21 protein-coding genes and 1 tRNA gene are annotated in these 22,191 nt (G+C 35.0%); 7 read left to right on the top strand and 15 right to left on the bottom strand.

The genetic code is table 11. From position 1 onward, the window contains the following. Positions 1-316: 316 nt before the first annotated feature. The 4 genes from ACTJIV_RS07075 to ACTJIV_RS07060 form a co-directional block, all read right to left on the bottom strand. Positions 317-1,300: a M43 family zinc metalloprotease gene (locus ACTJIV_RS07075; protein WP_440626516.1), complete on the bottom strand. Its 984-nt coding sequence runs from the start codon at positions 1,298-1,300 to the stop codon at positions 317-319. A gap of 274 nt (positions 1,301-1,574) precedes the next feature. After that, the gene (locus tag ACTJIV_RS07070) at positions 1,575-1,895 is read right to left on the bottom strand and encodes a helix-turn-helix domain-containing protein (protein ID WP_111958257.1); all 321 of its coding nucleotides are present in this window, start codon (positions 1,893-1,895) and stop codon (positions 1,575-1,577) included. A gap of 679 nt (positions 1,896-2,574) precedes the next feature. Next, positions 2,575-4,458: a hypothetical protein gene (locus ACTJIV_RS07065; protein ID WP_440626515.1), complete on the bottom strand. Its 1,884-nt coding sequence runs from the start codon at positions 4,456-4,458 to the stop codon at positions 2,575-2,577. Between the two features lie 193 nt (positions 4,459-4,651). Beyond that, a complete protein-coding gene (locus ACTJIV_RS07060) occupies positions 4,652-5,272 on the bottom strand; it encodes a hypothetical protein (RefSeq protein WP_336378600.1) in 621 nt (206 codons plus the stop codon). 585 nt (positions 5,273-5,857) lie between these two features. On the opposite strand from ACTJIV_RS07060, the gene ACTJIV_RS07055 reads away from it, so the two are divergent. Beyond that, complete coding sequence (locus ACTJIV_RS07055; protein ID WP_440626514.1) at positions 5,858-7,330, top strand: tetratricopeptide repeat protein; 1,473 nt, start codon at positions 5,858-5,860, stop codon at positions 7,328-7,330. A gap of 223 nt (positions 7,331-7,553) precedes the next feature. Here the strand turns inward: ACTJIV_RS07055 and ACTJIV_RS07050 are convergent, their stop codons facing one another. The 3 genes from ACTJIV_RS07050 to pepE all read right to left on the bottom strand — a co-directional run bounded on the left by ACTJIV_RS07050 (position 7,554) and on the right by pepE (position 10,877). After that, positions 7,554-8,705 carry a sensor histidine kinase gene (locus tag ACTJIV_RS07050; RefSeq protein WP_111958264.1) on the bottom strand — a complete coding sequence of 384 codons (1,152 nt, stop codon included), beginning with the start codon at positions 8,703-8,705 and terminating at the stop codon, positions 7,554-7,556. A 7-nt stretch (positions 8,706-8,712) separates the two neighbouring features. After that, a complete protein-coding gene (dacB, locus tag ACTJIV_RS07045) occupies positions 8,713-10,083 on the bottom strand; it encodes a D-alanyl-D-alanine carboxypeptidase/D-alanyl-D-alanine endopeptidase (RefSeq protein ID WP_440626513.1) in 1,371 nt (456 codons plus the stop codon). A gap of 101 nt (positions 10,084-10,184) precedes the next feature. Then, positions 10,185-10,877, bottom strand: a complete 693-nt coding sequence (pepE, locus tag ACTJIV_RS07040) for a dipeptidase PepE (protein ID WP_111958268.1) — start codon at positions 10,875-10,877, stop codon at positions 10,185-10,187. Between the two features lie 195 nt (positions 10,878-11,072). Between pepE and ACTJIV_RS07035 the strand changes: the two genes are divergently transcribed. Then, complete coding sequence (locus ACTJIV_RS07035; protein ID WP_336378596.1) at positions 11,073-11,636, top strand: tetratricopeptide repeat protein; 564 nt, start codon at positions 11,073-11,075, stop codon at positions 11,634-11,636. 74 nt (positions 11,637-11,710) lie between these two features. Here ACTJIV_RS07035 and ACTJIV_RS07030 read toward each other — a convergent pair whose 3' ends face one another. After that, on the bottom strand, positions 11,711-12,199 hold the full coding sequence (locus ACTJIV_RS07030; protein WP_440626511.1) for a DUF1905 domain-containing protein: 489 nt from the start codon (positions 12,197-12,199) through the stop codon (positions 11,711-11,713). 209 nt (positions 12,200-12,408) lie between these two features. Between ACTJIV_RS07030 and fsa the strand changes: the two genes are divergently transcribed. Continuing rightward, entirely contained in the window at positions 12,409-13,062 is a 654-nt protein-coding gene (gene fsa, locus ACTJIV_RS07025) for a fructose-6-phosphate aldolase (protein WP_111958274.1), read from the top strand. A gap of 57 nt (positions 13,063-13,119) precedes the next feature. Here fsa and ACTJIV_RS07020 read toward each other — a convergent pair whose 3' ends face one another. From ACTJIV_RS07020 to ACTJIV_RS07000, 5 genes are all read right to left on the bottom strand, one after another. Beyond that, a complete protein-coding gene (locus ACTJIV_RS07020; protein WP_440626510.1) occupies positions 13,120-13,989 on the bottom strand; it encodes a GLPGLI family protein in 870 nt (289 codons plus the stop codon). A gap of 8 nt (positions 13,990-13,997) precedes the next feature. After that, positions 13,998-14,573: a sugar O-acetyltransferase gene (locus ACTJIV_RS07015; RefSeq protein ID WP_111958278.1), complete on the bottom strand. Its 576-nt coding sequence runs from the start codon at positions 14,571-14,573 to the stop codon at positions 13,998-14,000. 130 nt (positions 14,574-14,703) lie between these two features. Next, positions 14,704-15,612 carry a GLPGLI family protein gene (locus ACTJIV_RS07010; RefSeq protein ID WP_440626509.1) on the bottom strand — a complete coding sequence of 303 codons (909 nt, stop codon included), beginning with the start codon at positions 15,610-15,612 and terminating at the stop codon, positions 14,704-14,706. A 60-nt stretch (positions 15,613-15,672) separates the two neighbouring features. Continuing rightward, positions 15,673-17,625, bottom strand: coding sequence for a M56 family metallopeptidase (locus ACTJIV_RS07005; protein ID WP_440626508.1), 1,953 nt, complete (start codon positions 17,623-17,625; stop codon positions 15,673-15,675). A gap of 6 nt (positions 17,626-17,631) precedes the next feature. Further along, complete coding sequence (locus tag ACTJIV_RS07000) at positions 17,632-17,997, bottom strand: BlaI/MecI/CopY family transcriptional regulator (RefSeq protein ID WP_111958406.1); 366 nt, start codon at positions 17,995-17,997, stop codon at positions 17,632-17,634. Between the two features lie 334 nt (positions 17,998-18,331). Here ACTJIV_RS07000 and ACTJIV_RS06995 point away from each other — a divergent pair, with 334 nt between their 5' ends. Continuing rightward, positions 18,332-18,913: a hypothetical protein gene (locus ACTJIV_RS06995; protein ID WP_111958282.1), complete on the top strand. Its 582-nt coding sequence runs from the start codon at positions 18,332-18,334 to the stop codon at positions 18,911-18,913. Positions 18,914-18,962: 49 nt separating this feature from the next. Here the strand turns inward: ACTJIV_RS06995 and ACTJIV_RS06990 are convergent, their stop codons facing one another. After that, on the bottom strand, positions 18,963-19,532 hold the full coding sequence (locus tag ACTJIV_RS06990; protein WP_440626507.1) for a hypothetical protein: 570 nt from the start codon (positions 19,530-19,532) through the stop codon (positions 18,963-18,965). Positions 19,533-20,060: 528 nt separating this feature from the next. Here ACTJIV_RS06990 and ACTJIV_RS06985 point away from each other — a divergent pair. The 3 genes from ACTJIV_RS06985 (at position 20,061) to ACTJIV_RS06975 (ending at position 21,894) form a co-directional block, all read left to right on the top strand. Further along, positions 20,061-20,774 (top strand): 2OG-Fe(II) oxygenase, encoded by a 714-nt coding sequence (locus ACTJIV_RS06985; RefSeq protein WP_440626505.1) that lies wholly within the window; start codon positions 20,061-20,063, stop codon positions 20,772-20,774. Between the two features lie 3 nt (positions 20,775-20,777). Next, positions 20,778-21,035, top strand: coding sequence for an Ada metal-binding domain-containing protein (locus ACTJIV_RS06980; RefSeq protein ID WP_440626504.1), 258 nt, complete (start codon positions 20,778-20,780; stop codon positions 21,033-21,035). Positions 21,036-21,114: 79 nt separating this feature from the next. After that, a complete protein-coding gene (locus ACTJIV_RS06975; RefSeq protein ID WP_440626503.1) occupies positions 21,115-21,894 on the top strand; it encodes a GLPGLI family protein in 780 nt (259 codons plus the stop codon). Positions 21,895-22,117: 223 nt separating this feature from the next. On the opposite strand, the gene ACTJIV_RS06970 is transcribed toward ACTJIV_RS06975, so the two are convergent. Continuing rightward, positions 22,118-22,190, bottom strand: a tRNA-Met gene (locus tag ACTJIV_RS06970). Position 22,191: the final 1 nt, after the last annotated feature.

Below are 22,191 nucleotides of genomic sequence, written 5' to 3'. Positions count from 1 at the left end.
AGAACTACAAATTTATTTATTATTTATTGAAACCGGTTCACATCGGAAGGGTTTAACTTTTTTTAATTAAAAGAACAATGTCTTGTATTTAAAAACAAAGCATTTTTACCCCCTCTCTCTCGGACTCCTTCTGAAAGCTTTTGTTGTTTAGGAGATTCTCAGAGCGTTAGTTTACCTTTTGAGACGGCATCTCTAATGTCAGATTCTGAATGATCACCATTATGATTGGCTTTCATTTAGATGCTCACAAAACATTTAAGTAAATGGACGTAACATCATTTAATTTCCCAAAATAAATATTTTGTAAACAAAATAGCTAGTTCGTTCTAAGACTACTTCTACGTCCTCTAGCCGACACTACATATTCCATCCTATTTCCTTGGTCCCTTGTAAACATATACATAGACCGGTCATCTACATAATTCATAAAGTTCATTGTCATTGCTACTCTTCTAGTCCCCCCACATAATGTATAAAAAGGAAAATTAGGGTTTCCATAAATAGCATTCTTTTGCTGAGGTGTGTCATTGATGTTATCTGTTCCACACGCAGTATCTCCCCAAATATGTTTCAAACCTAGATAGTGTCCAACCTCATGAACGGCTGTTCTACCAAGTCCATACATAGCATTTTTGTTAGTTACACCAAAATTTACAGCACGAATCACAACACCATCATACCATCTTCCATGCTCAAAAGGCAAAGATGAATACCCTGTAGAACTTTGATCTAAATTATCAACAACCCAAATATTCAAATATTTGTTGGGGTTTGTAGCCGCTATTCCATATTGTTCCGTTTTCATTAAATCCTTATCTGCCTGCCAGATTTGCGCTGGCACTTTTCTTCTCTTAAAATCTACTACAGTAAATCTAATTTTAATATTTCCAGCTTTCACAGGCTTGAATAAATTAGGAATCTTTCCAATATCAAAATTTGTTGAGGCAAATGTATTATTTAGTACTTCCTCTTGAGACAATATTCTATCAATACTAACATTATTGACAGGATTACTATATACAACATTTACTATTACAGGAATTACTACCGTTTCATTATTTATTAACTTACCACTTTCTAAATTTTTCTCTATTAATTCTTCTTCATGGAGATCTTTAGTATACATATTCTTCAATTCAGGAGACGACTTCAATCTCTGTTCTAGTGCCTCAGAACTTGAGCATTTCCTTTCTAAATTGAAAGAGCTGATTTCAATTTGAGACATATCTGTCTGCTCTTCATTTCTACAAGAAGAAAGAATAGAAAGAATAAATAATAAAAATAAATTTCTTTTTTTCATTTGTTTTTAATTGATGTTATTAATTGATTTTTTATTAAATTTCAAATATTATACAAAGCATTATTTAATGAGTGCGAACATGCAACTATTTTTGGGACAAAATTTAAATACTTGTAAAAACTACTGTAAATGACACAGAAAATGGTAAAAGAAATTTTGAGTTAACCGCAACTCGGAAATTTAAACGAATTCACGAACCATCTCAAGCTTTCTTCAGACCATACAGAGTTATCGTACCAATCAATATTGTTGCCTTTTTCTTGGTAGCTTACAACTAAACCAAGAATGTCTTCTTCCATTTGATAACGGTATTTCTACTAAGTTTAAAATGAACTGCTAACTGGCTATTATTCAAATTGCATTTTTTTTGGTAATCTAAAATATAGACAATTGTAGATTTATTAAAAGAGTGATGTCTTGCATTTGCAAGCAAAACACTTTTACTTTTTTCACCAAAAATTCGTTGATTAATATCTAAAACATCCAACTCAGAAAATTTATCTTTACTTAGTATTTTCTTACACTCATCTAATTTGTGAGGATATTTATAAGTGATGATATCTGAATATATTTTATGATAGTTTGGTTTATCCATAATTTGTATTTTTAAAAATTTATTGTTTTTTTAATATATTATAAATCTTCATCTAATTAAAAATTAATAAGAAATCCTAAAATTAAGATAACAACTACTTTTTCATTTTCAAAAATCAAAATCAAACTGGTAATTGTAATTCAGATATTTTTAATGTTATATTTCCATATTTCTTTGTCATAATCTGTATTTACCACCCCCATCCTACCTTGTACCTATATATTGATTGATTTTTTGTACTTATTTATCCATTTATATAAGGTAGTTTTTGGTATTCTGTAATCTTCCATAATCTGAAGTTTTGTTTTTACTCCTGTATTAATTAATTCTAGTATGAAATCAATCAACTCTTTAGTATAAATGTTCTTTCTAAATCGCGGAAGTGTAGGCTTTTTATTGTTTAAAGAATGTTCGGTCTTCTGGATTGCAGACGGTGGAGCATACAAAATAAGATGTTGGCAAAAAAGTCTAAAGAAATCATATTCCAATAGTTTACTCCATTTCAGTAAGAGTTCTGTATCCATGCTTTTTTGCTGATACATTTCTTCAATTTCCTTCTCTGTGCATTTAAAAAAATTACAGATGCGGGATATTTCTATCCCGCTTTCTGTAACAGCTTTGTTGATTAGAGTGCCAATATGGATATGCTTAAAATTCATAATACACTATACAAGTTAATTTAGTTAGAGGGTAAATAGGTTACCATAATACTGGAACCAGGTGCTGTTTGATATGTTTGGCTACCATTTCTTATACATCTGGTGCTTACAGAAAATATCTCCCCATTTTGTAAACGTTTTGTTCTTGTAAATCCATTAGTTCCTGTATTATCAGCCCATCTGTCACCAACTTTTTGTACAGCCCCTCCACTTGGGATATCTAATTTCATTGAGCATCCTCTGGTTACGTCCCCACCAGGACCATCAGCAGGAGGAATATTGCTGTAATACGCCCATACTTCAATGGTATAAATACCATCTTTTTCCGCTCTAAAAGTATTTCCATTTATTCTTGTTACATAGATAGAATTGATTCGGGTATAATCATTTATTACCAAGGGCCTAGCCACATTGTCAGCATATCGTGTTACAGTTGAGTTAGATTGTGCATAAAGACCAAATGCAGGTAAATCTATATCTACTTTCTTTAGATTCCCGTTGCCATCTATAGCAACGTAGCGGTCCGGGACATTCAGGTTGCCATTAGGAACATTGCGTAATCTCGCATTGCCATCTACATCTAACTTCTGGCTGGGTGTAATATTCCCAACCCCTAAATTTCCATCTTTATTCAAAATAAGTTCAGTACTTGTTTCTCCGCCTACAGAAAACCGCAATTCCGAGGCTGTAGTAATTCCGTTTCCTTGGTAGGCAGCACGAATACTGGCTAAATATGTATTAACACCTCCCACTTTACCACTGAAATTCAATTTACCTATATATTGGCCAGCAGGAATATTAGTTCCGTTATTATCTCTGTGAAGGAATATTTCGGAAGCATTGGCACTGGTAGATCTGAAACCTATTATTGGATCAGGTCCATCGAAATTTAGAATCTTACCATTTAATCCAACAGTTCGATTGCTGTTTAAAGTTCCATTGGCATTGTAAATATTGGTGTTATTATCTGGACCTATCGCTGTTTTTAAATCAGCTAAGCTCAATCTTTTTCCTACTCCAAATTCACCTAATAACATAAATCTGTCAGTAGCTGCAATGGAAGATGTTTCTGTAACTCCTCTAAATCTTACATTACCGTTCACATCTAGCTCTTCTGTAGGTGAAGATGTTTTTATACCTATCCTCGTATTTGCAAATAATCTTTGATTGTCAAGCGACAGTTGGTTGTTACTTTCTCCGTTCACAGAAAAACGTAATTCTGAATCTTGTGTTGTTCCATTTCCTTGATATACCGAACTAATACCGGCCAAATATCTATTGACACCTTCCACTTTACCACTGAAGTTCAGTTTACCTATATATTGTCCAGCTGGAATGTTAGTTCCGTTATTATCTCTGTGAAGGAATATTTCAGAAGCATTGGCACTGGTAGATCTGAAACCTATTATTGGATCGGGTCCTTCGAAATTTAAAATTTTACCACTTAATCCAACTGTTCTGTTGCTGTTTAAAGTCCCATTGGCATTGTAAATGCTGGTATCAGAAGTATTGCCTGGATTTTCTCCAAGAGGTTTCCAAGTACCACCATTAATGGTTTTAGATTTGTTATCATAATACCAAAAGCCGGCAGTAAGCGTACCTTGAGTAGCTCCTACTCCTGCTGTATCACCAACTTTGGTGTTGTATACCACGAAACCGTCATAGAATGTAGGGTAGGAATTGGGAATCCCCACAGGACTACCGCCAAAGGCAGTAAATGTACTAAGATCTGTTCTGGGGTAGAGCAATCCTTTCCCTACATTGGAGGTAGCATTGTTGTTAACGGCGGATGAGGCATCTATAAATGCAGAGCTATTAATAGAGGAACTATTAGCATCTCTATTCGTAAACCGAACTTGTGCTGTAGCTGTATGAAACGTGAATAGTGCGGCCCCTATGGACACACGAAAGATTATATTTTTCATCATTTGAAATAATTTAATTAATAATTTGTGAGTTTTATATTTAAAGAGAATACTCCTTAGGCTTTGCCTTGGGAGGAAGTGAGAGAAGTTTGAAAAAATGGATAGTTCTCATAAAACTAATAATAAACTCTCTTCCGTTGAATACTTCGGGGCTCAGTCCCGGGGATTATTCTTAAAAAGCAGACTGGTTTGACCATCCACCTATAGGCCCTAAATACATTATAGTATATCCAGCTCCTGCAGTTATATGTTGTGTAGCAGTTTCTTTTACAGCTACTTGAGGTGTTAAAACCATTCTAGTTCCTTGGTTTGAGATGTAATATTTTTTTCCTATAGGTGCTCCAGCTGGAAAGTTTAGAGTAACATCAACGGCGGTAGGTTTCATTAAAATAATATCATCAGTAAGAAGGGCATTATAGCTAGCATCTAAGATATAATTGCCATTATTAGCAACAACCAAAGGAGCGCTACCTCCAATGGTAGCCCATTTTGCTGGCATACCCGGTCCTTGTGAAGTAATTACATCTCCAGCATTACCAGCATTACCATCGGAGGTAGCGGTTCCACCTAAACGGATTTCCGGATCTATCTGTATGGCAGTCCCTGCTGCTACATGGAGTTTTGCCCTTGGCTGGGTAGTACCTATTCCTAATTGTCCTGAAGTGGTCACTGCGATATCATTGGCTTGTTGTGTCGCAGTTGGAACTCCTGTAGTGTTGTTGTCTTTACCCCCATCAATATTGAAAACTCCTTGGGGGTTGGCAGTGTTGATACCCACTTGAGAAAAAGCCACTGCTGAAACCAACAGGGCAACTAATGTTAATACATTTTTTTTCATTGTATTTTTGATTTTAAGTTAGTAAACGTTGTGTACTTTTTTAATTTTCATATACTGTCACATAGTTCAGTTTTCATTGTATATAAGTTCTACTTCCAAAATGTTTGAAACAATTGTTTCTTTTAAGATGTAAACAGAATCTATATTCCCTGTTGTGCAAGTAAAAGGGTTTGTATACAAGTGTATACTATCTGATAAAAAAAATTCGTATTCTTCTTCAATTTGAATTTGAGTAGATAGAAAAACAAAAGAAAAGACACAAAAACATGAACAGTAATTGTTTACTATTCTGAGGAAAGATATTCCCTGTTTTTATGCCTTTTTTTCTCATCATTTGTTTTTTTTAAAATTGTAGGGCAAATATCCCTTCATGATATTATATTACAAAAAATAGACATGTTACAAAGTTATTACATTTTATAACACACTCATATACAATACATTAAAACCATTCCATTACACAAATGTTACATGAATATTACCAAAAAAATTATACCTTTGTGTTTCACAAATGTTAGCCTAATCAAATATTTTCAATTTATGAAGTCTATTTTTATGTTTTTTTTCCTTTTCTCGTTTATGGGGTATTCTCAGAGTAAAGAAGTAAAAAAAATAGATTCTTTACTTCAATTGTCTTCAGAGTATAAGTTTAAAGATATGCTCAAAGTTCTTTCTTATACTAGACAAGCTGTCAGTATTGCTGAAAAAATAAACAACAATGAGCTTATTTATAAATGCTACCTTGAAATAGCTGATAATCTTTACACTTTAAACTTAAATGATAAAAGCTTGCAGTATGCTTCAAAAGCCGATAAAATATTGCCTAAGAAAAGTAAAGTGCAACAAGCTAGACTAAATGAAATCAAAATAATAAACTTTGCTGCATTAGGATTGGAAGAACTTGAATTGGAAACAGCTAATAAAAATTTATCAATCCTTTTAACTGAAAACTCTAACAAATCAAAAGAAATAAAAGCTAGGACATTTGCGTATTTAGCAAACTATTATGAACGTAAAGAAGATTACGAAAAAGCCAATCAATTTATAGATAAAACAATTAAGTTAAATAACGAAATCTCTGATCCCAAACCTATAGATACTTACATCCAGAAAGCTGATATATTAATGAAAACCCAACAATGGGATTCTTCATTCATTTATCTACAGAAAGCTTTTGATGAATATAAAAGCAAAAAAAATCAATCTAGTCAATACAATCTTCTATGGGCTTTAGGAGACTATTACTATCTATCAGGAAAATATTTAAAGGCTTTGGATAGCTATAGAAAATCCTTGGAAGATATGAATAAGTTTAAAGTAGTTGATATTGAATGTGCAATGTCAATAAAAGAAAATATCTACCGTATTTACGAAGCTTTAGGCGATGAGAAAAACAAGGAAAAATATTATACTGAATATCAAAAAGATTACGCTCAATATAATAAGGTAAACAATAAGGGGCTTTTAAAAGCAGTTGATTTAATATTGGATGAAAAAAAAGGAGAAGACAGAATTGCAAAAGAAAGGGCTATAAAAGTTGCTTTCATTGCTAGTGGAACTTTTCTCATTCTTCTTATTTTTCTGATCTACTTTTATTCCAGAAACAAAAAGATGAAGAAAAAGAAGTTAAAGCTTGTCCTTCAAAAAGATATTTTAATTAAGGAAAAGCAAAGATTAGAATCGGAAAAAATAAGTATTAGCAAAAAGGCCAACGAAAATCAATTCAATGAATTATTTTCTCTAGCTAAAAATAACAGCCCTGAATTTTTAATATTATTTGAAGAACTCTATCCCAATTTTGTGAAAAACTTAAAAGAAATAAATCCAAAAATCCGCAATTCGGAACTCTACTTCTGTGCACTTGCATTTCTTAATTTTTCCACGAAAGAAATCTCTCATTTTACTTTTGTTTCTGTCGCAGCAGTACAATTAAGAAAATACAGAATCCGAAAAAAATATAACATTTCATCAGAAGAAAACTTTAATATATGGATGAAAGCCTTAAATGATTAACCTTAATGTTGGAATGCCTGAACAATACATTTATTGTTTTGTAATTACTAAGTATTCAACTATCTTGTTGTAATAAATTTTTTAGCGAATCCATGTCTTCATTTTAATACTATAAAACCATTGAACATTCGTTCTATTCTGTTTTGGAAAAAGAAAAAGGTTGAAAGTTCGAAAATAAAGACTGTTGCTAAAACTGCCATTTTTCAGCAATAAAGTTTATGATTTACGCTTTCCTGATTGTTATTCTGAATGTAGTTCCCTTTCCTACTTCAGTTTGGGAAATTTTAATATCACCTTTATGATATTCGTGAATAACTCTTCTCGCCAGTGAAAGTCCCAGCCCCCAACCTCTTTTTTTAGTGGAATAACCCGGTTTAAAAGCATTTCTTGCCTGTTGTTTTGTCATTCCGCTTCCGGAATCTTTAACCTCGATCAGGATATTTTTATTTCTTTCAAAAACATACATCTCCAATGTGCCTTCTCCTTTCATAGCATCTACTGCATTTTTCACCAGATTTTCGATGACCCAGCTCATCAGGATCTTATTGTGGGGAATAAGAATAGTATAGGTCGGAAGATGCAGGCTGAAATTTATTTTCTTAGAGATCCTTGTTTTTAGGTAATTATAATTCTCCACAATCGTCTCATTGAAATTCATATCATTCAGCTCAGGAACGGATCCTATTTTAGAAAAACGCTCGGAAATAGTCCTCAGCCTTTCAATATCTTTCTCAATTTCGTATACCCCTTCAGACTCCGGATTATCCAGCTTCATAATTTCCATCCAACCAATCATAGATGATAAAGGGGTTCCGATCTGATGGGCAGTTTCTTTGGCCAGTCCGGCCCAGAGATACCCTTCATCTGTTTTCTTAATCGTTCGGAGGAACCAGAATGAAAACAGAAAATAGCATAAAATAAAAAAGCCCAGTATAAAAGGAGAATATCTTAAGTCATTAAGCAACCGTGAGTTATCATAATAAACAAACTGATTATTTCCATCAGGTATTTTTATTTCAATAGGCGGATAGCTTTTTGCCATTTTTTTGGCCAGAAGAGTTATCTGAACCGGATCATTCTCTATTTCCTGCGGAATATTTTTATGAACCATAGGCCGGTCATCCCTATCCAGTACAATCATTGGAATCGTGTTATTAGAACTGTATATTTTGAGAATCAGCTCCTGAACTTCCAGGCTGGGGGTTACTTCCTGCTGGAATTTCAGCGCACTTACCAGGATATCTACACGCTTGATTTCCTCTTTCCTGAGAAAATTAATAAGAACTGTTGAGGCCACCACGATAGTGACAACTACTAAAGTCATCAGTAAAAATATAATCCAGTTATTCAGTCTGGTAAGTATGGATTTCCTCAAGCTGTTTTTATTTTAAGACATTCAGAATTTTCTGCAGTTCTGTATTTCCGCTTCCCTGATAGTTATTAATAATGATTGAAAATACATATTTTTTTCCGTCTTTGGCTGTATGATATCCTGCAAAAGATTTGGTATCCCTCATTGTTCCGCTTTTCATCTTCATTCCATTATCCTGGACCGGGAAACCGTCATAATAAGCATCAAACCAGCTCTGTTTCTTTGCATATAGCAAGGCCTGAACTTCAGCTTTGGCGGCAACATAATTTTGCGGGGAAAGTCCGCTTCCATCGGCAAAATTGATCATATTCGGATTGATTCCTTTAGATTTCCAGAATTCTTTTAAATAAGCAACCCCGTTCTTAAAACTGGAATTGCCGTTCTTTTCTTTTCCTAAAGTTTTAATTAAAGCTTCCCCATAAAGATTGATGCTTTTTCGGAGAAACCAATAGACTATTTTATCCAAAGTTGGAGATGCATAGGTAAGAATTATATTCTTCGGAGCTCCCGGTATTGCTTTCCCTTCCAGTTCGAGCTCTGAACTGGTGGTTATTTTTCCCGAGAGTTCAATGCCTGACTCTTTAAGCCATTGCTGTACTTCTGCTCCAAGCTGCATCGGCGGATTGGGAACAGCACCCGAAACCGTGACTGTTTTCCCTGCTGGCAGCGTACCATTGATTAAGGCTACATCAGAATGTGGTGCAGTAAAGATAAGACTCTGATCAGAACTGCCTCCTGCCTTCAGATCATTGAGCCATTTTACATGTTCAAGTGGATAGGAAAAGCCTTTAAACTCTGTTCCGTTAATATTGATGTCAAACTGGTTTTCTCTCCAGTTTATTCCCCAAACTCCGGCTCCGTAATAGTTGCCGAGGTCATCCCAAGGCCATCCGCCTGGAATCGTCTGATGGTCAAAATAAGAATCATCAATCACCAGATTACCGGAGATCTTTGCAATTCCTGAGCTTTTAAAGGCATCAATAAGCTTCTTTTTAAAGTTTTCAGGTTTGTAGGCATCATACCGCCAGCTCCCCAAAGTAGGGTCGCCATTGGAACTGATCACAAAATCCCCGTTCAGAATTCCTGCAGATACATTTCCGGAATAACCGGCTGTTGTTTTATAGGTATAATTTTTTCCCAATGTTTCAAGAGCTGCACCGGCAGTGAAAATTTTCTGCGTAGAAGCTGTTGACAGGCCTTTACTACCCTGATATTCGTAAATGAATGTCCCGTTTTCATCGGTAACATAAAATGATAAACCGGATGACACTGCTCCCGAAGAATCCATAAGATCTTTGGTGGCTTTATCCAGCTTCTGCGCAATATTCTGGGCAGACAGTACCTGAACCGACAGTATAAGAACTGCAAGTGTTTTCTTCATTGCAAAGCTTTTATAAATCTAAACTTATAGTAGACTGCACAAAGCACCTACTATTCAATTCCTGATCAAATATAATAAAAATAACAGCTAGTTTTGATGGCTTAAAGGATACTGCCCGCCTCTATTTCATAAGGTTCTTTGCCTTTTTCAAAGATCCTTGTCATTTCACTGCCCTCTACTGTAATCTTATCTCCGGTTCTTCTGATCCAGTTTCCTTCACGAAGTCCGATTACTTTTGTATCATTTTGGGTAAGGAATTCTCTGATCCTGGTTTCTCTTGTTTCCCCGTTATGCTTTAAATCGGGATTTGGGTCCAGATAATGCGGATTGAGGTTGAACGGAACAAGACCCATACAGTCGAAACTTGGCGGATAAACAATAGGCATGTCATTCGTGGTTTTCATATTCTGACCTCCGATATTGCTCCCGGCACTGCAGCCCAGATAGGCTTTTCCTGATTCAACATTTTTCTTCAGAACAGACATCAGGCCTTCTTCATGCAGTGTTTTTACCAGTAAGAAGGTATTTCCTCCGCCTGTAAAATATCCCTGTGCATTATTCAACGCTTCTGCTTTATTTTCAAATTCGTGAAGACCTTTTACTTTAATGTTAATGGTTTCAAAGAAAGAACGTGCCTTTGCTGTATAATCCTCATGGGAAATTCCTCCGGGTCTGGCAAAAGGAACAAAAATGATTTCATCAACTCCTTTATATAGTTTAATTAATTCTTCTCTTAAATATTCTAAATACTCTCCTCCAAAAAGTGTGGAAGTGGATGCTAATATGATATTCATACAGGGAAATTATATTGATTATTAAAAAAATTGTTGAGTTACAAAGATAACTCAATCCCTGACGAATCAAAAATTAAGCTAAAAAAAACATTTTATCCGTTAATATTCTCTAAAAAAACTTAAAGGCTCTAAAATTTAATTTTTTGTGGAATTATTATTGAATTTTAGAGAATAGAATTTTAAAAATGTAAGATTATGAAAATGGCTAAAATTAATATTAAAAATTTGTTTTTAGGTTTAATAATTGCAGGAAGTGCAAGTCTTGTCAATGCGCAAACTACTAAAGTGGATAGTGCAAATAACACATCGAATACAGCTGCTACAGCTCAGGCAGGAAGCAATTCCACTATCGATGGTCTTAAGAAACAAATTGAAACCAATCCAAAAGATACGGAAGCTCTCTCAAAATTAGCTACAGCTTATCAGGAGGCTTCAGACTGGACCAATGCAGTTGAAACATGGAAAAAAATATCTGTTTTGTTACCGGACTGGGCCCCGTCTTATTACAGCCAGGCTTATGCCTATCAGTCTGCTAAAGATGATGCCAATGCCAAAATTGCTTATGAAAAGTATATTGCCACTGTAAAACCTGCTGAAATAGAGCAAAATAAGAAAAATCTGGCTTATGCTTATTTTTATCTTGCTTTTACAGAACAGAAAAGTGACCCTAACAAAGCAAAAGAACATATTGCTAAGTCTATAGAATATGATCCTACCAATCAGGACGCTGTAAAGCTTAGCAAAGTTTTAAATTCATAATAAAAAAATAAAATCCGGAAAATTTTCCGGATTTTATTTTTTCTATTGGTCTTATGATCTCAAACAGTTTATTTTCAATCAATTTTTTTACCGAAGAAATCCGTTTCCCCATGGAGATGACGGATAATTTTTTCAATATTCCTTTCGATACCGGCATCTGTTTTAAGATTGTTGATATACCGGATCAGTTCGTTTCTTCTTGATGGGATCAGGCTTTCAAAATTACGGGTTGCTACAGCACTTCCTTTAATAGCTGCATCCAGTTTAGGATGAATAGAAACGGTTCGGTCTGAATCATCAAATTCAATAGAAACTTCAATCATTTCACCTATTCTTTTGGGAGAATTTTTAAGCATTAAAAGATTCACATATAGTCTCCATTCCCCCAGATATCTCATCAGGTTCTGTCTAAATTCTTTTCCGTTTATCGTTCCTTTCACAGGAATAGGGCTTTTATCCTTTCCTGCTGCCCTGAAAATTTCAGTTAAGACCTCTTCAGGAACAAAAACAAAAGGATTGATACCGATAATTTCGAGTACGGCTGTAAAACTGCTGTTTTTCATGTTTAACAAAGATAATATTTTATATGAAATGAGTTGCGGGATATGTGATACGAGGTCCTGAGATTCAGGTTAGAGGTTAGAGTTTATAAATTATAAGTTACAAACATTCTTCAGCTCTTCTACCCTAACTTCTAACTTCTAACAAAATTAAAATTTTCCACTCACAAAGGGAATCATTATCTTTGCATGAATAAATCTAAACGAACGAAATGAAATTTTTTATTGACACAGCCAATTTAGAGCAGATCAAAGAAGCAAGAGACCTTGGAATTTTAGATGGGGTAACGACCAATCCTTCATTAATGGCCAAAGAAGGAATCCAGGGGAATGAAGCGATCAAAAATCATTATAAAACGATCTGTGAACTTGTAGACGGAGATATTTCTGCTGAAGTATTATCTACTACGTATGAAGAAATGATCAAGGAAGGTGATGAGTTGGCCGCTATCCACCCGAATATTGTGGTAAAGATCCCAATGATCAAGGACGGAATCAAAGCTTTAAAATATTTTTCCGATAAAGGAATCAAGACAAACTGTACGCTTATTTTCTCTGCGGGACAGGCTCTTTTAGCCGCTAAAGCAGGGGCTACTTATGTTTCTCCTTTCCTTGGAAGATTAGATGATATCTCAACGGACGGATTAAACCTTATCCAGGAAATCAGATTAATTTTTGATAACTATATGTATGACACTGAAATTCTGGCAGCATCTATCCGTCACTCTATGCACATCATCGACTGTGCTAAAATCGGAGCAGATGTGATCACGTCTCCACTTCCTCCAATCTTGAGCTTGTTGAAGCATCCTTTAACAGACAGCGGATTGGCTCAGTTTGTAGCAGATTCTCAAAAATTAGCTTAATAATTGGCAACAATTTTCAGATATAAAATCCCGAAACTTTCGTTCCGGGATTTTCTTTTATTTCAACAGATCAAGTTCCAGAATATTATTTTCCTTTTTAATTTGATTAATCAATTGCGTTTCTCTATCATTTCTCTTCGCATTAGAAGTTTTTACCAATTTTCCCGAATCATCAATTTCCAAAACATCACGGCTTTGCGCCTGCATCAGCTTTTCACTTTTCATTGGATCTTTACAGTAGTCTTTAAAAGCTTGTTTATATTTTGTTTCATTCAATTTAATAAGGGGGTCAAGACCATGCTTATTCTCTCTGGAACTTTTCCATTCATATCCTTCCGGAAGTTTTTTAATTCCTTTTAGTTCGAATGAATGCGTCTGACTGGAATCCTCTAACTTTACAATTAATCCGGGAAGCCCATAGAATTTATAGGGTCCGTCCTGAATGAGTACCTCTGTGGTAAACCATGCAATCCATTTTCTGCCAACAAATTCGCAAACAGCTTTTTGAACAGCCAGTTCTCCGATCTTTGCTTTCTCAGGAAGAATTTTCCATTCTTGCTTTCTTCCCTCCTCTACCATATACATATCAATACCCAGAGAATTGAAAAAAATTACCGAATAATCAGGATATGACTTTTCAACACTATAACGAATTTTACCTTTGAACTTAATTTTTGAAAAATCCATTTCTATTCCACGCTTAACATGTATATCCATAGCAGCTGCCCAGATAGAATCTGATTCAGATACATCTTTACTGTAAAACTTAGATCCTTTCGGAATAACATCCAGAAACATTATTTCAGTCTCCTGGACATCTTTTGCTGTAGAATCAATGCTAAACTTATACTCATAAATGAATCTTTGATTCTGAGCACCGACTGAAAGGGTTAATAGGAGAATGAATAAGGTGATTACTTTTTTCATGATAATGATTAATATGATTTTAAATTTTCTTCAACATTTTTAATAACCTTACAGGGATTTCCCACAGCAACCGCATAATCAGGAATATTTTTGGTCACAACACTTCCCGCACCTATTACTGCGTTATTTCCGATAGAAACTCCGGGCAGAACCACGACGTTTCCTCCCAGCCACACATTATCTCCTACGGTAATCGGATGGGCATATTCCAGGCCTTCATTACGCTGTTTTGCATCCAGCGGGTGTCCTGCGGTGTAGAAGCTGCAATTCGGGCCGATAAAAACATTGTTTCCGAACTTCACCTTTGCACAGTCCAGAATAGTCAGATTATGGTTGGCGTAAAAATTCTCTCCCACTTCAATATTATAGCCGTAATCGCACCAGAAATTGGGTTCAATACAAATATGCTCTTTTGTACTTCCTAGAATTCTTTTGATCTGTTCGTTTCTGTTCCGGGTGTCGGAATTTTTCAGCTGGTTATACTCCAGGCACAGGTCTTTGCATGTCATACGTTCACTGATCAGCTGTTCGTCATAATTGGCATTATATAGAAGTCCGGCCTCGCATTTTTCCTTTTCTGTCATAGTATTTAGATTCAAGGTTTAGGGTTTAGGGTTTAGGGTTTAGGGTTTAGGGTTTAAAGATACGGACAATAACAAAAAAACAGAATAGTCATTAATAACTATCCTGTTCTCTATTAAAAAATTATGTAGATTACTTCACCAGATCAGGTTCGATCGGGTTGTTATTTTTCTGAAGTGTTTCTTTAGTTCTTTTTTCCATTTCCTTGAAGACCTGGTTGGGGTCTGACAACTCTTTTCCGTCCGGGGTTTTCATTTTAAATGCCACTTTTGCATTTGAGTCACCCCCACTTCTCATCAACATTTCTCTCATATTCTTGGTGGGATCATTTACATAGGCTTTCCATACTTTTTTGTACTGTTCTTTTGTGATTTCCAGTTCTTTTCCACCCATTCCCAATATTCTGACATTACCAGGCAGCTGGGTTTCCTTTTCCTCTGCAGGATTCTGTATTGTTTTATTTCCTGCCAGTGTCATGATGTGTGAACCTGTTGCATCTTCCATCTTTACGATAAGACCCGGAAGACCGTAGAATTTATAAGGCCCGTCCTGAAAAGGAATATCTGATGAAAACCATGCGGTCCATTCTCTTCCGCCATAGCTTGTAACAGCTTTCTGAGTATTATATTCCCCAATTTTTTGTTTATCCGGAAGAATTTTCCATTCTGGCTTTTTATCTTCCAATATCTTATATTTGTCCGTACTGACCGTTGTGAAAAGATAAGTTTTGAAATCGGGGTAGCTTTTTGTTACTTTATAAGATACCTGACCGGGCTTTTCTCTTCTGTTGATGCTAATATTACCGCTGCCTGAGCTTATCTGTTTCTGGACCTCTGCCGCAGAAGTAGAATCTGAAACAAATTTGTCGTGGCTGTAATAGGACGATCCGGTTTTACTGATATCCAGAAGCATCATTTCCTTTTTCACATCTTCTTTATTATTGGAATCGGGAATAAATTTGTATTCATAAAAAAACCTGTTGGTCTGGGCCTGGGATAGTATGCCCAGAAGTAAAAAAAATAAAATTTTAGTTTTCATCATACATTTGAATTTAATAATAAAAAAGCTCTGCCAATATAGCATTGACAAAGCTAATGGTACTTATTTCTTTGTCTGAATTTTTATTTCGCCACGTCTCATATTCGCTCCGTTTTCTTTATTAATGGTAATACTTGCGATATTTTCAGGTTTTATTGCATCCATTTCACTTTTGGTGATTTCCCTCCCATCCAGGAAAATCTTAGTATCATCCAAGCCATTCACCCTGAACTTTTTCACGCCATTCATGGCAATCATTCCGTTGGCATCTTTCTTAATGTAATCTGCTTCCAGCTCCATAGTTCTGTTTACTGAACCTGGCTTATCAGTATTCGTACTTTTATAAAAATAGACATTTCCTTTGGCTCCTTCCGAAATTCTTTTTAATGCCTCCAATCGGACTTTTTCACCTGCTTTTCTTGCTTTTTCTCCTTCAAGCCTTGCTCTTTCACCGGCTATTCTGATCTGCTCTCCAGCTATTCTGACTGCTTCACCCTGTATTCTTCCCATCTCTCCGGCTTTCATCCCCTCAATTCTGGCTTTCTCTCCCATTTCTCTGGCCTTTTCACTTAACTTCATGGCTTCGATTCTCGCTTTTTCTGCTCTTTTGCTGGCCGCTTTTCTTTCTCTGATGGCTTTCCTTGATACTTTTGTATCCCCTGAGTCCCAATTCTGAAACTTCATGACTCTTACTCTCGGAGCATTCGGAGCTGAAGGGGGTACCGGAACATCCGGAAAGTCGATATCCAGATCAGAAAGATCAGGCATTTCCACACCAAGATCTTCAAGAGCTTTAGTCCTGTTTTTCCATTCATCAGATTTGAAGAAATCATTTATTCTTTTTGATTCTGTACCAGGAATGATAAAAGCCATTTTAAAATCATCAGAATTGGTAATTCTACCTATTTCTCCTGAAAGTTCACCAATCTCATCCACCTTCTGCTGAAATTCTTTACTTTCCGGCTTCAGATTTTTTAAAGCTTTACTTTTTTCTTCGATTTTCTTTCCGAGTTCTGCTATTTCTTTCTTACTTGAAGATTCTTTGAAGAATTTCGGACTTATGATTTCTCTTTTTTCAGTTTGCTGTGGGGTAATGGTATCTCTTTTAATCTGAGAAACGGCTTCCTTAATCGCTATATTCGTTTCTTTAATCTCTTTGTTCTTGGCATTTACCATATAGGCAAAAGCTACTGAAAATAAAACCGGTAATGCAAAAATTCTACGCGCATATCCGAATTTGGTTTTTGGTTTTTGTAACATTTTGAGTCGTTTTTTTAGATTTGAACTTAGAAACGGACTGGCAGCAGGCAACTGTGTTCCGGAAAAGTGGCTTGCTAAAAGCATCTGCGCAAATGCTTTGGTATCCGATTGTTTTACGGCCTTTTTATCGGCCAGGTATTCGTGGATCAGGCTGATCTCTTTTTTAATGATATGAAAAAACGGATTGAACCAGAAAACAGAGGTAATAATCTCAATAAAGATCTTATCGAAGGAATGTTTCTGCTCAATATGAACCATTTCATGTTTTAAAATCTGTTCTCCTACATCGGAATCCAAGGTGATGGTATTTTTCCAGAAAAGATTTTTAAAATATGAAAACGGAGCTTCTGTCAGGTTTGTACGGTAAAAATTGATCCCGTCAAAACTTTCTTTTTGAAACTGATTTTTAAGCTTCTGGATCTTGAGGACCCCGAAAATTAACTTCCCTAAAAAATAGAGAGAAACCAGTCCCAAAGCTGAAAAAATAATTCTAAAATAAATGTGGCCATTGTCTATGTTTTTATCAGTATTAAAATTCTGTATTTTGTCAAGAAGCATATACATATCACTATTCACTTCTATTGTAAAGTCATCTACCCTGATCAGGGGCAGCAACAGGGATACGACCATTGCAAACAGGAGATAAAATCTGTTATAATGATGAAATGTCTTGTCTTTTAAAGACAACTGGTAATATAAAAACATTACACCGGAGCATACAATTACTTTTCCCAAGTATAAAAACACAGTTTCCATGATCAGTTAGTTTTTCTTTTTGAGTTCGTTCAGGAGCATTTCCAGGTCTTCCACGCTCATCTCATTCTTTTCTACAAGGAAGGAAACGGCGCTTTTATAAGAGCCTTTGAAATAATTTTTCACAAGACTTTTCATAGTTTTCCCGGAATACTGTTCTTTGGTAATTAACGGGAAATATTCGTGCTGCCTGCCATATACATGATAATCTACAAATTCTTTGTCCTTCAGTACTTTTAAAATGGTAGAAACAGTATTGGTATGGGGCTTCGGTTCCGGAAAAAGATCCAGAATATCTTTCAGGAATCCTTTCTCGAGTTTCCATAAATACTGCATCACCTGTTCTTCTGCTTTTGTCAAATTCTGAATTTTCATATCCTTTTCATTTATCAATTAAGTGATAGATCTTTTTATAAATTCTATATCACTAAGAAATTAGTTATACAAATGTAGAAATAAAATTGAATCTAACAACTAATTTTCTAGTGATAAAAAACAAAACAATGTAACCGACTGATAATCAGCACGGTAATTTATATTAAAATATGTTAAATTTTTAATACACCTTATTTATTGCCTGTTTAATATGCATAAAAACTTAATATTAAGCCCCAAATTCTTAAAACTTGTTAATTTTTATTAAATAAAATTAAAATGTATTTGTTTAAAGTGAGAAAATATATTTATTTTAGTGCTTTAAAAATTTCTCATGAAAAGATATAACTTATTGATTGTACTATTACTGCTTATTTTTAATGTTACTACAGCTCAAAAGAAAAATTCTCCGGCTGCAGATCTCAGTATCTTAAAGGAAACCAAAACGAAGATCGAAAACACCGTTCCATTGGTAATCAAGCACCTGCAGGCTATTGCTGATAAGGAAGGGAATAACAATATCGTTACCAACGGAAAGACTGCTTTAGGAAAAGAATATGGTATTTTGGAATCCGAATGGTTCCTGTACAGAAATAATATGAAGAACTGTATTCTTAACAATTCATCCAAAAAAGCTAAAAAATGTATGGAATACCATACACAATACTTAAGAAATACATTCATCAACTACAACAATTATATCTCAAACCTTACAAGAAAGAACGGATACCTTGGTGTGGAAGGGGATACAAAATTCGATTTCAAGCCGGCAGAAATCAGTACAAAACTAAGCGAAGCCTATTTCGGTGCCAGTGATGCCGCAGGAAGAATGAAGGGTGGCCAGAAAAAAGAGTTTTTGGAACAGACCATGTCTGATGATAACAAGCTTACTCCTTACAGTCAATTGGCTCAGTAAATATTAACTAACAATAATAAATCCTGCTTTTTTAAGCAGGATTTTTATTTTAATGCAATTCATTATTTTCGATCTTTCGTTGATAATCTTCGCAAATTTTAAGTATTGTATTGGGATGTTCTTCAAATTTCCCCAGCCCGATAGAGTAATAATTTCTGCTGGACTTTTCAAAATCAAATGGCCCTCTTTCTTTATTTTTCATCTTAACCATAAGGCTGTACTTCGTTAAAGTAGTATACCCGCCACCTTCAGTCGGTTCCCTACGTTCGTAGGCATCAATTTGAAATCCTGTTATTTCTGTCCAGAGAATTTCATTATCAGAAGGTATGGAAAAACTTCCTTCAAAATGCATAATATCAACAAAATTTCGCCCGTAGCAAAGCTTTATCCCATCTTTGGATATCATTATTTTCTGCTTTACATCCCAAATATAGCCGGAAATAACCACTACAGGCAGAAACAGGGTTACTATGATTAAAAAAATGATAAATATTCTCCCTTCTTCTGCTAAAATCAGCCATTTGATAAGAAAAAATAAGGGGACTGCGCAGAATATGATGAGTATTATGGAATCAGTTACTATTGATTTTTTCTTTTCTGTAATAATAATGGTTTCCATAGGCCCGGAATTTATAATGAAATAATATAAAAATAAACTTTAGGTTTCACTGCACCAAGTTAATCTAAAAACAGTATACCTATTTAAAAATGATAAAAGAGAACTACAGATGCAGTTCTCTTTTTAGTTAGAATATATATACATTAATCATTATTATATCCTAATGAAAAATTAAGGCCCGTTATTAAAAAAGATCTCCGCCGGAAGGCTGTTATGTATTAATCATAAAAACATTCAAAAAAAGTAGAAAATGAAGGCGGAGATCATTAAAAACATAAATAGACTCTTTAACCAGTTTTCTGGCTATTGAGCGATACAAAAGTAAGCTTCAGATCTGTTCCGGTAAAAAATATATTGTAGAATTAAATAAAACATTTTGTAGAAGTAATACTACTTTCGAGACAATAAAAGGAAAAGTCAAATTTTATTTAAACAATTCATTTGATTTATCCTGCCCATAAAAACAACATGTTTCGGATTTTATAAAAGCAATCAGCTTCATTATTTTGCATTATAAAATGTAAAATAATGAATAGCATCATCCAGAAAATTGAAAATACAGACTGGCAAACGATCACTGAAAATATGCATCAAAATGGATATGCCATAATATCCGGTTTGCTATCAGACAATGAATGCGAAGCATTAAAATCAGACTACGATAATCCGACTTTATATCGTAAAACAGTTGTAATGGCCCGTCACCGGTTTGGGCTGGGCGAATATAAATACTTCAATTATCCGCTGCCTGATCTTATTCAAGCCATAAGAACAAATATATATCCGCATCTTGTTCCTGTTGCTAATGCATGGTTTAAGGCATTGAAGATAGATATTGATTTTCCATTGGAACACACAGCCTTACTGCAACAATGTTATGATAACGGCCAGCGGAAAGCGACTCCATTAATCTTAAAATACGGGAAAGGAGGTTTTAACACTCTACATCAGGACCTCTATGGATATATATACTTTCCAATTCAGCTCGTTTTGATGTTGAGTGAACCAGAAAAAGATTTCACAGGCGGAGAGTTTGTACTTACCCAGCAGATTCCCAGAGCACAGTCCAAAGCCATAGTTATTAATCCAAAGAAAGGCGACATGCTGATTTTCACCACCCATTTTAAACCTGAAAAAGGAACTAAAGGATATTACAGAGTAAATATGAAGCATGGTGTAAGTGAGATAAAAGAAGGTAACCGCTGTACATTGGGAATTATTTTTCATGATGCCGTCAGTTAACAAATGAAACAGCATATTGAACTCTCACCCAATGTCTTAAGGAGCCAGATCAGAAGCGGGGAAATTAAATTCGGAGGGAACCGCAAACTAAAAATTTACGGGCTACTCCACTGCTCCTCTGGTAAAAGGATGAAACAGGAAAACAGGGTCTTTTTTAAATCTGAAAAAGAAGCATTAGAAAATAATTACCGCCCATGCGGACACTGTATGAGGGAAAAATACAAACAATGGAAAATAAAGGAAAATTGCCTGCATCCATAAAAAATATATAGAAATTCGGGAATCCTGTAATGATACGTCACATTTTTTTAATACCATTGTATTATTAGAATGTACAGTCATGAAAATTAAAACATTTGGATTTCTCGTTTTAGGTTTTATTTCAACGTATGGCCAAACAGCTGTGATTGAAGTGAATTATGAGACTAAAATCATTCAGGACAGCATCAATAAAAGCCAGATTAATATTTATTCCTCCACTTTATTATGTAATAATCTGGAATCGTCCTATTACAGCCGGGAAGCTAAAGCTTTTTACAACAGAAATTCTAATGAAACCAAAACTACAGGTACAATCAATACAAATTACGGAGCCATTCCCAAATATCCCAAGTCGGTAAGCAGTGTTTACAAGAACAGAGAAAATTTAATAGTATCCATGCCTGTTGGCAGATATATTTTCACTTATGAGGAACCCCAGCTGAAATGGGAAATACTGAACGATAAAAAAGAAATAAAAGGCCTTAAAAGCCGACTCGCAAAAACCACAACTGATACCGGCGACACTTTTTTTGCCTGGTTTACGGACGAAATAGCAATTCCTGACGGACCTTTCAGATTCAAAGGCTTATCCGGTCTGGTACTGGAAGTATACAATAAAAATAGAACCATTGAAATTTACGCCACGGATATTAAGAAATCTGAAGAAATAATAGAACCCTTACATTATATAACCAATGTCAAGACAAAATCTAAAAATCAATTCTTGGAAGCACGAAAAACCTATCAGGAAAACCCATCCATCTACAATGGAAATATGAGAATATTTGACGAAAACGGAAATGAAACCACTAAAAAGATGACCGATCGTATAAAAAACCAAACTACTTTCCTGGATTAAGTAAATTCAAAGAATGAAATCAGGCAAAATTGATTCTAGTAAACACATACTTTATCCGGTAACTTAATCTGTGGCCATGCCGCCATTTTTGCTGTCTAAAATAAAGTCTCCTATTAAAAAATATACTTTTTCGAATCCTTTACCTTCAATAACGTCCGGATTATTTAATGAAGAATATAAAAACAAAAAAAGAAGCAATAAGGTATTGCTTCTTTTGTCCTAGTAGCGGGAACCGGACTCGAACCGATGACCTTCGGGTTATGAGCCCGACGAGCTACCTACTGCTCCATCCCGCGG

The sequence above is a fragment of the Chryseobacterium sp. 22532 genome (genome assembly GCF_052044665.1).
Classification (GTDB): Bacteria; Bacteroidota; Bacteroidia; order Flavobacteriales; family Weeksellaceae; genus Chryseobacterium; species Chryseobacterium lathyri.
Note: the sequence above shows the minus strand (reverse complement) of the source record. Positions and strands in the feature narration are given on the sequence as shown.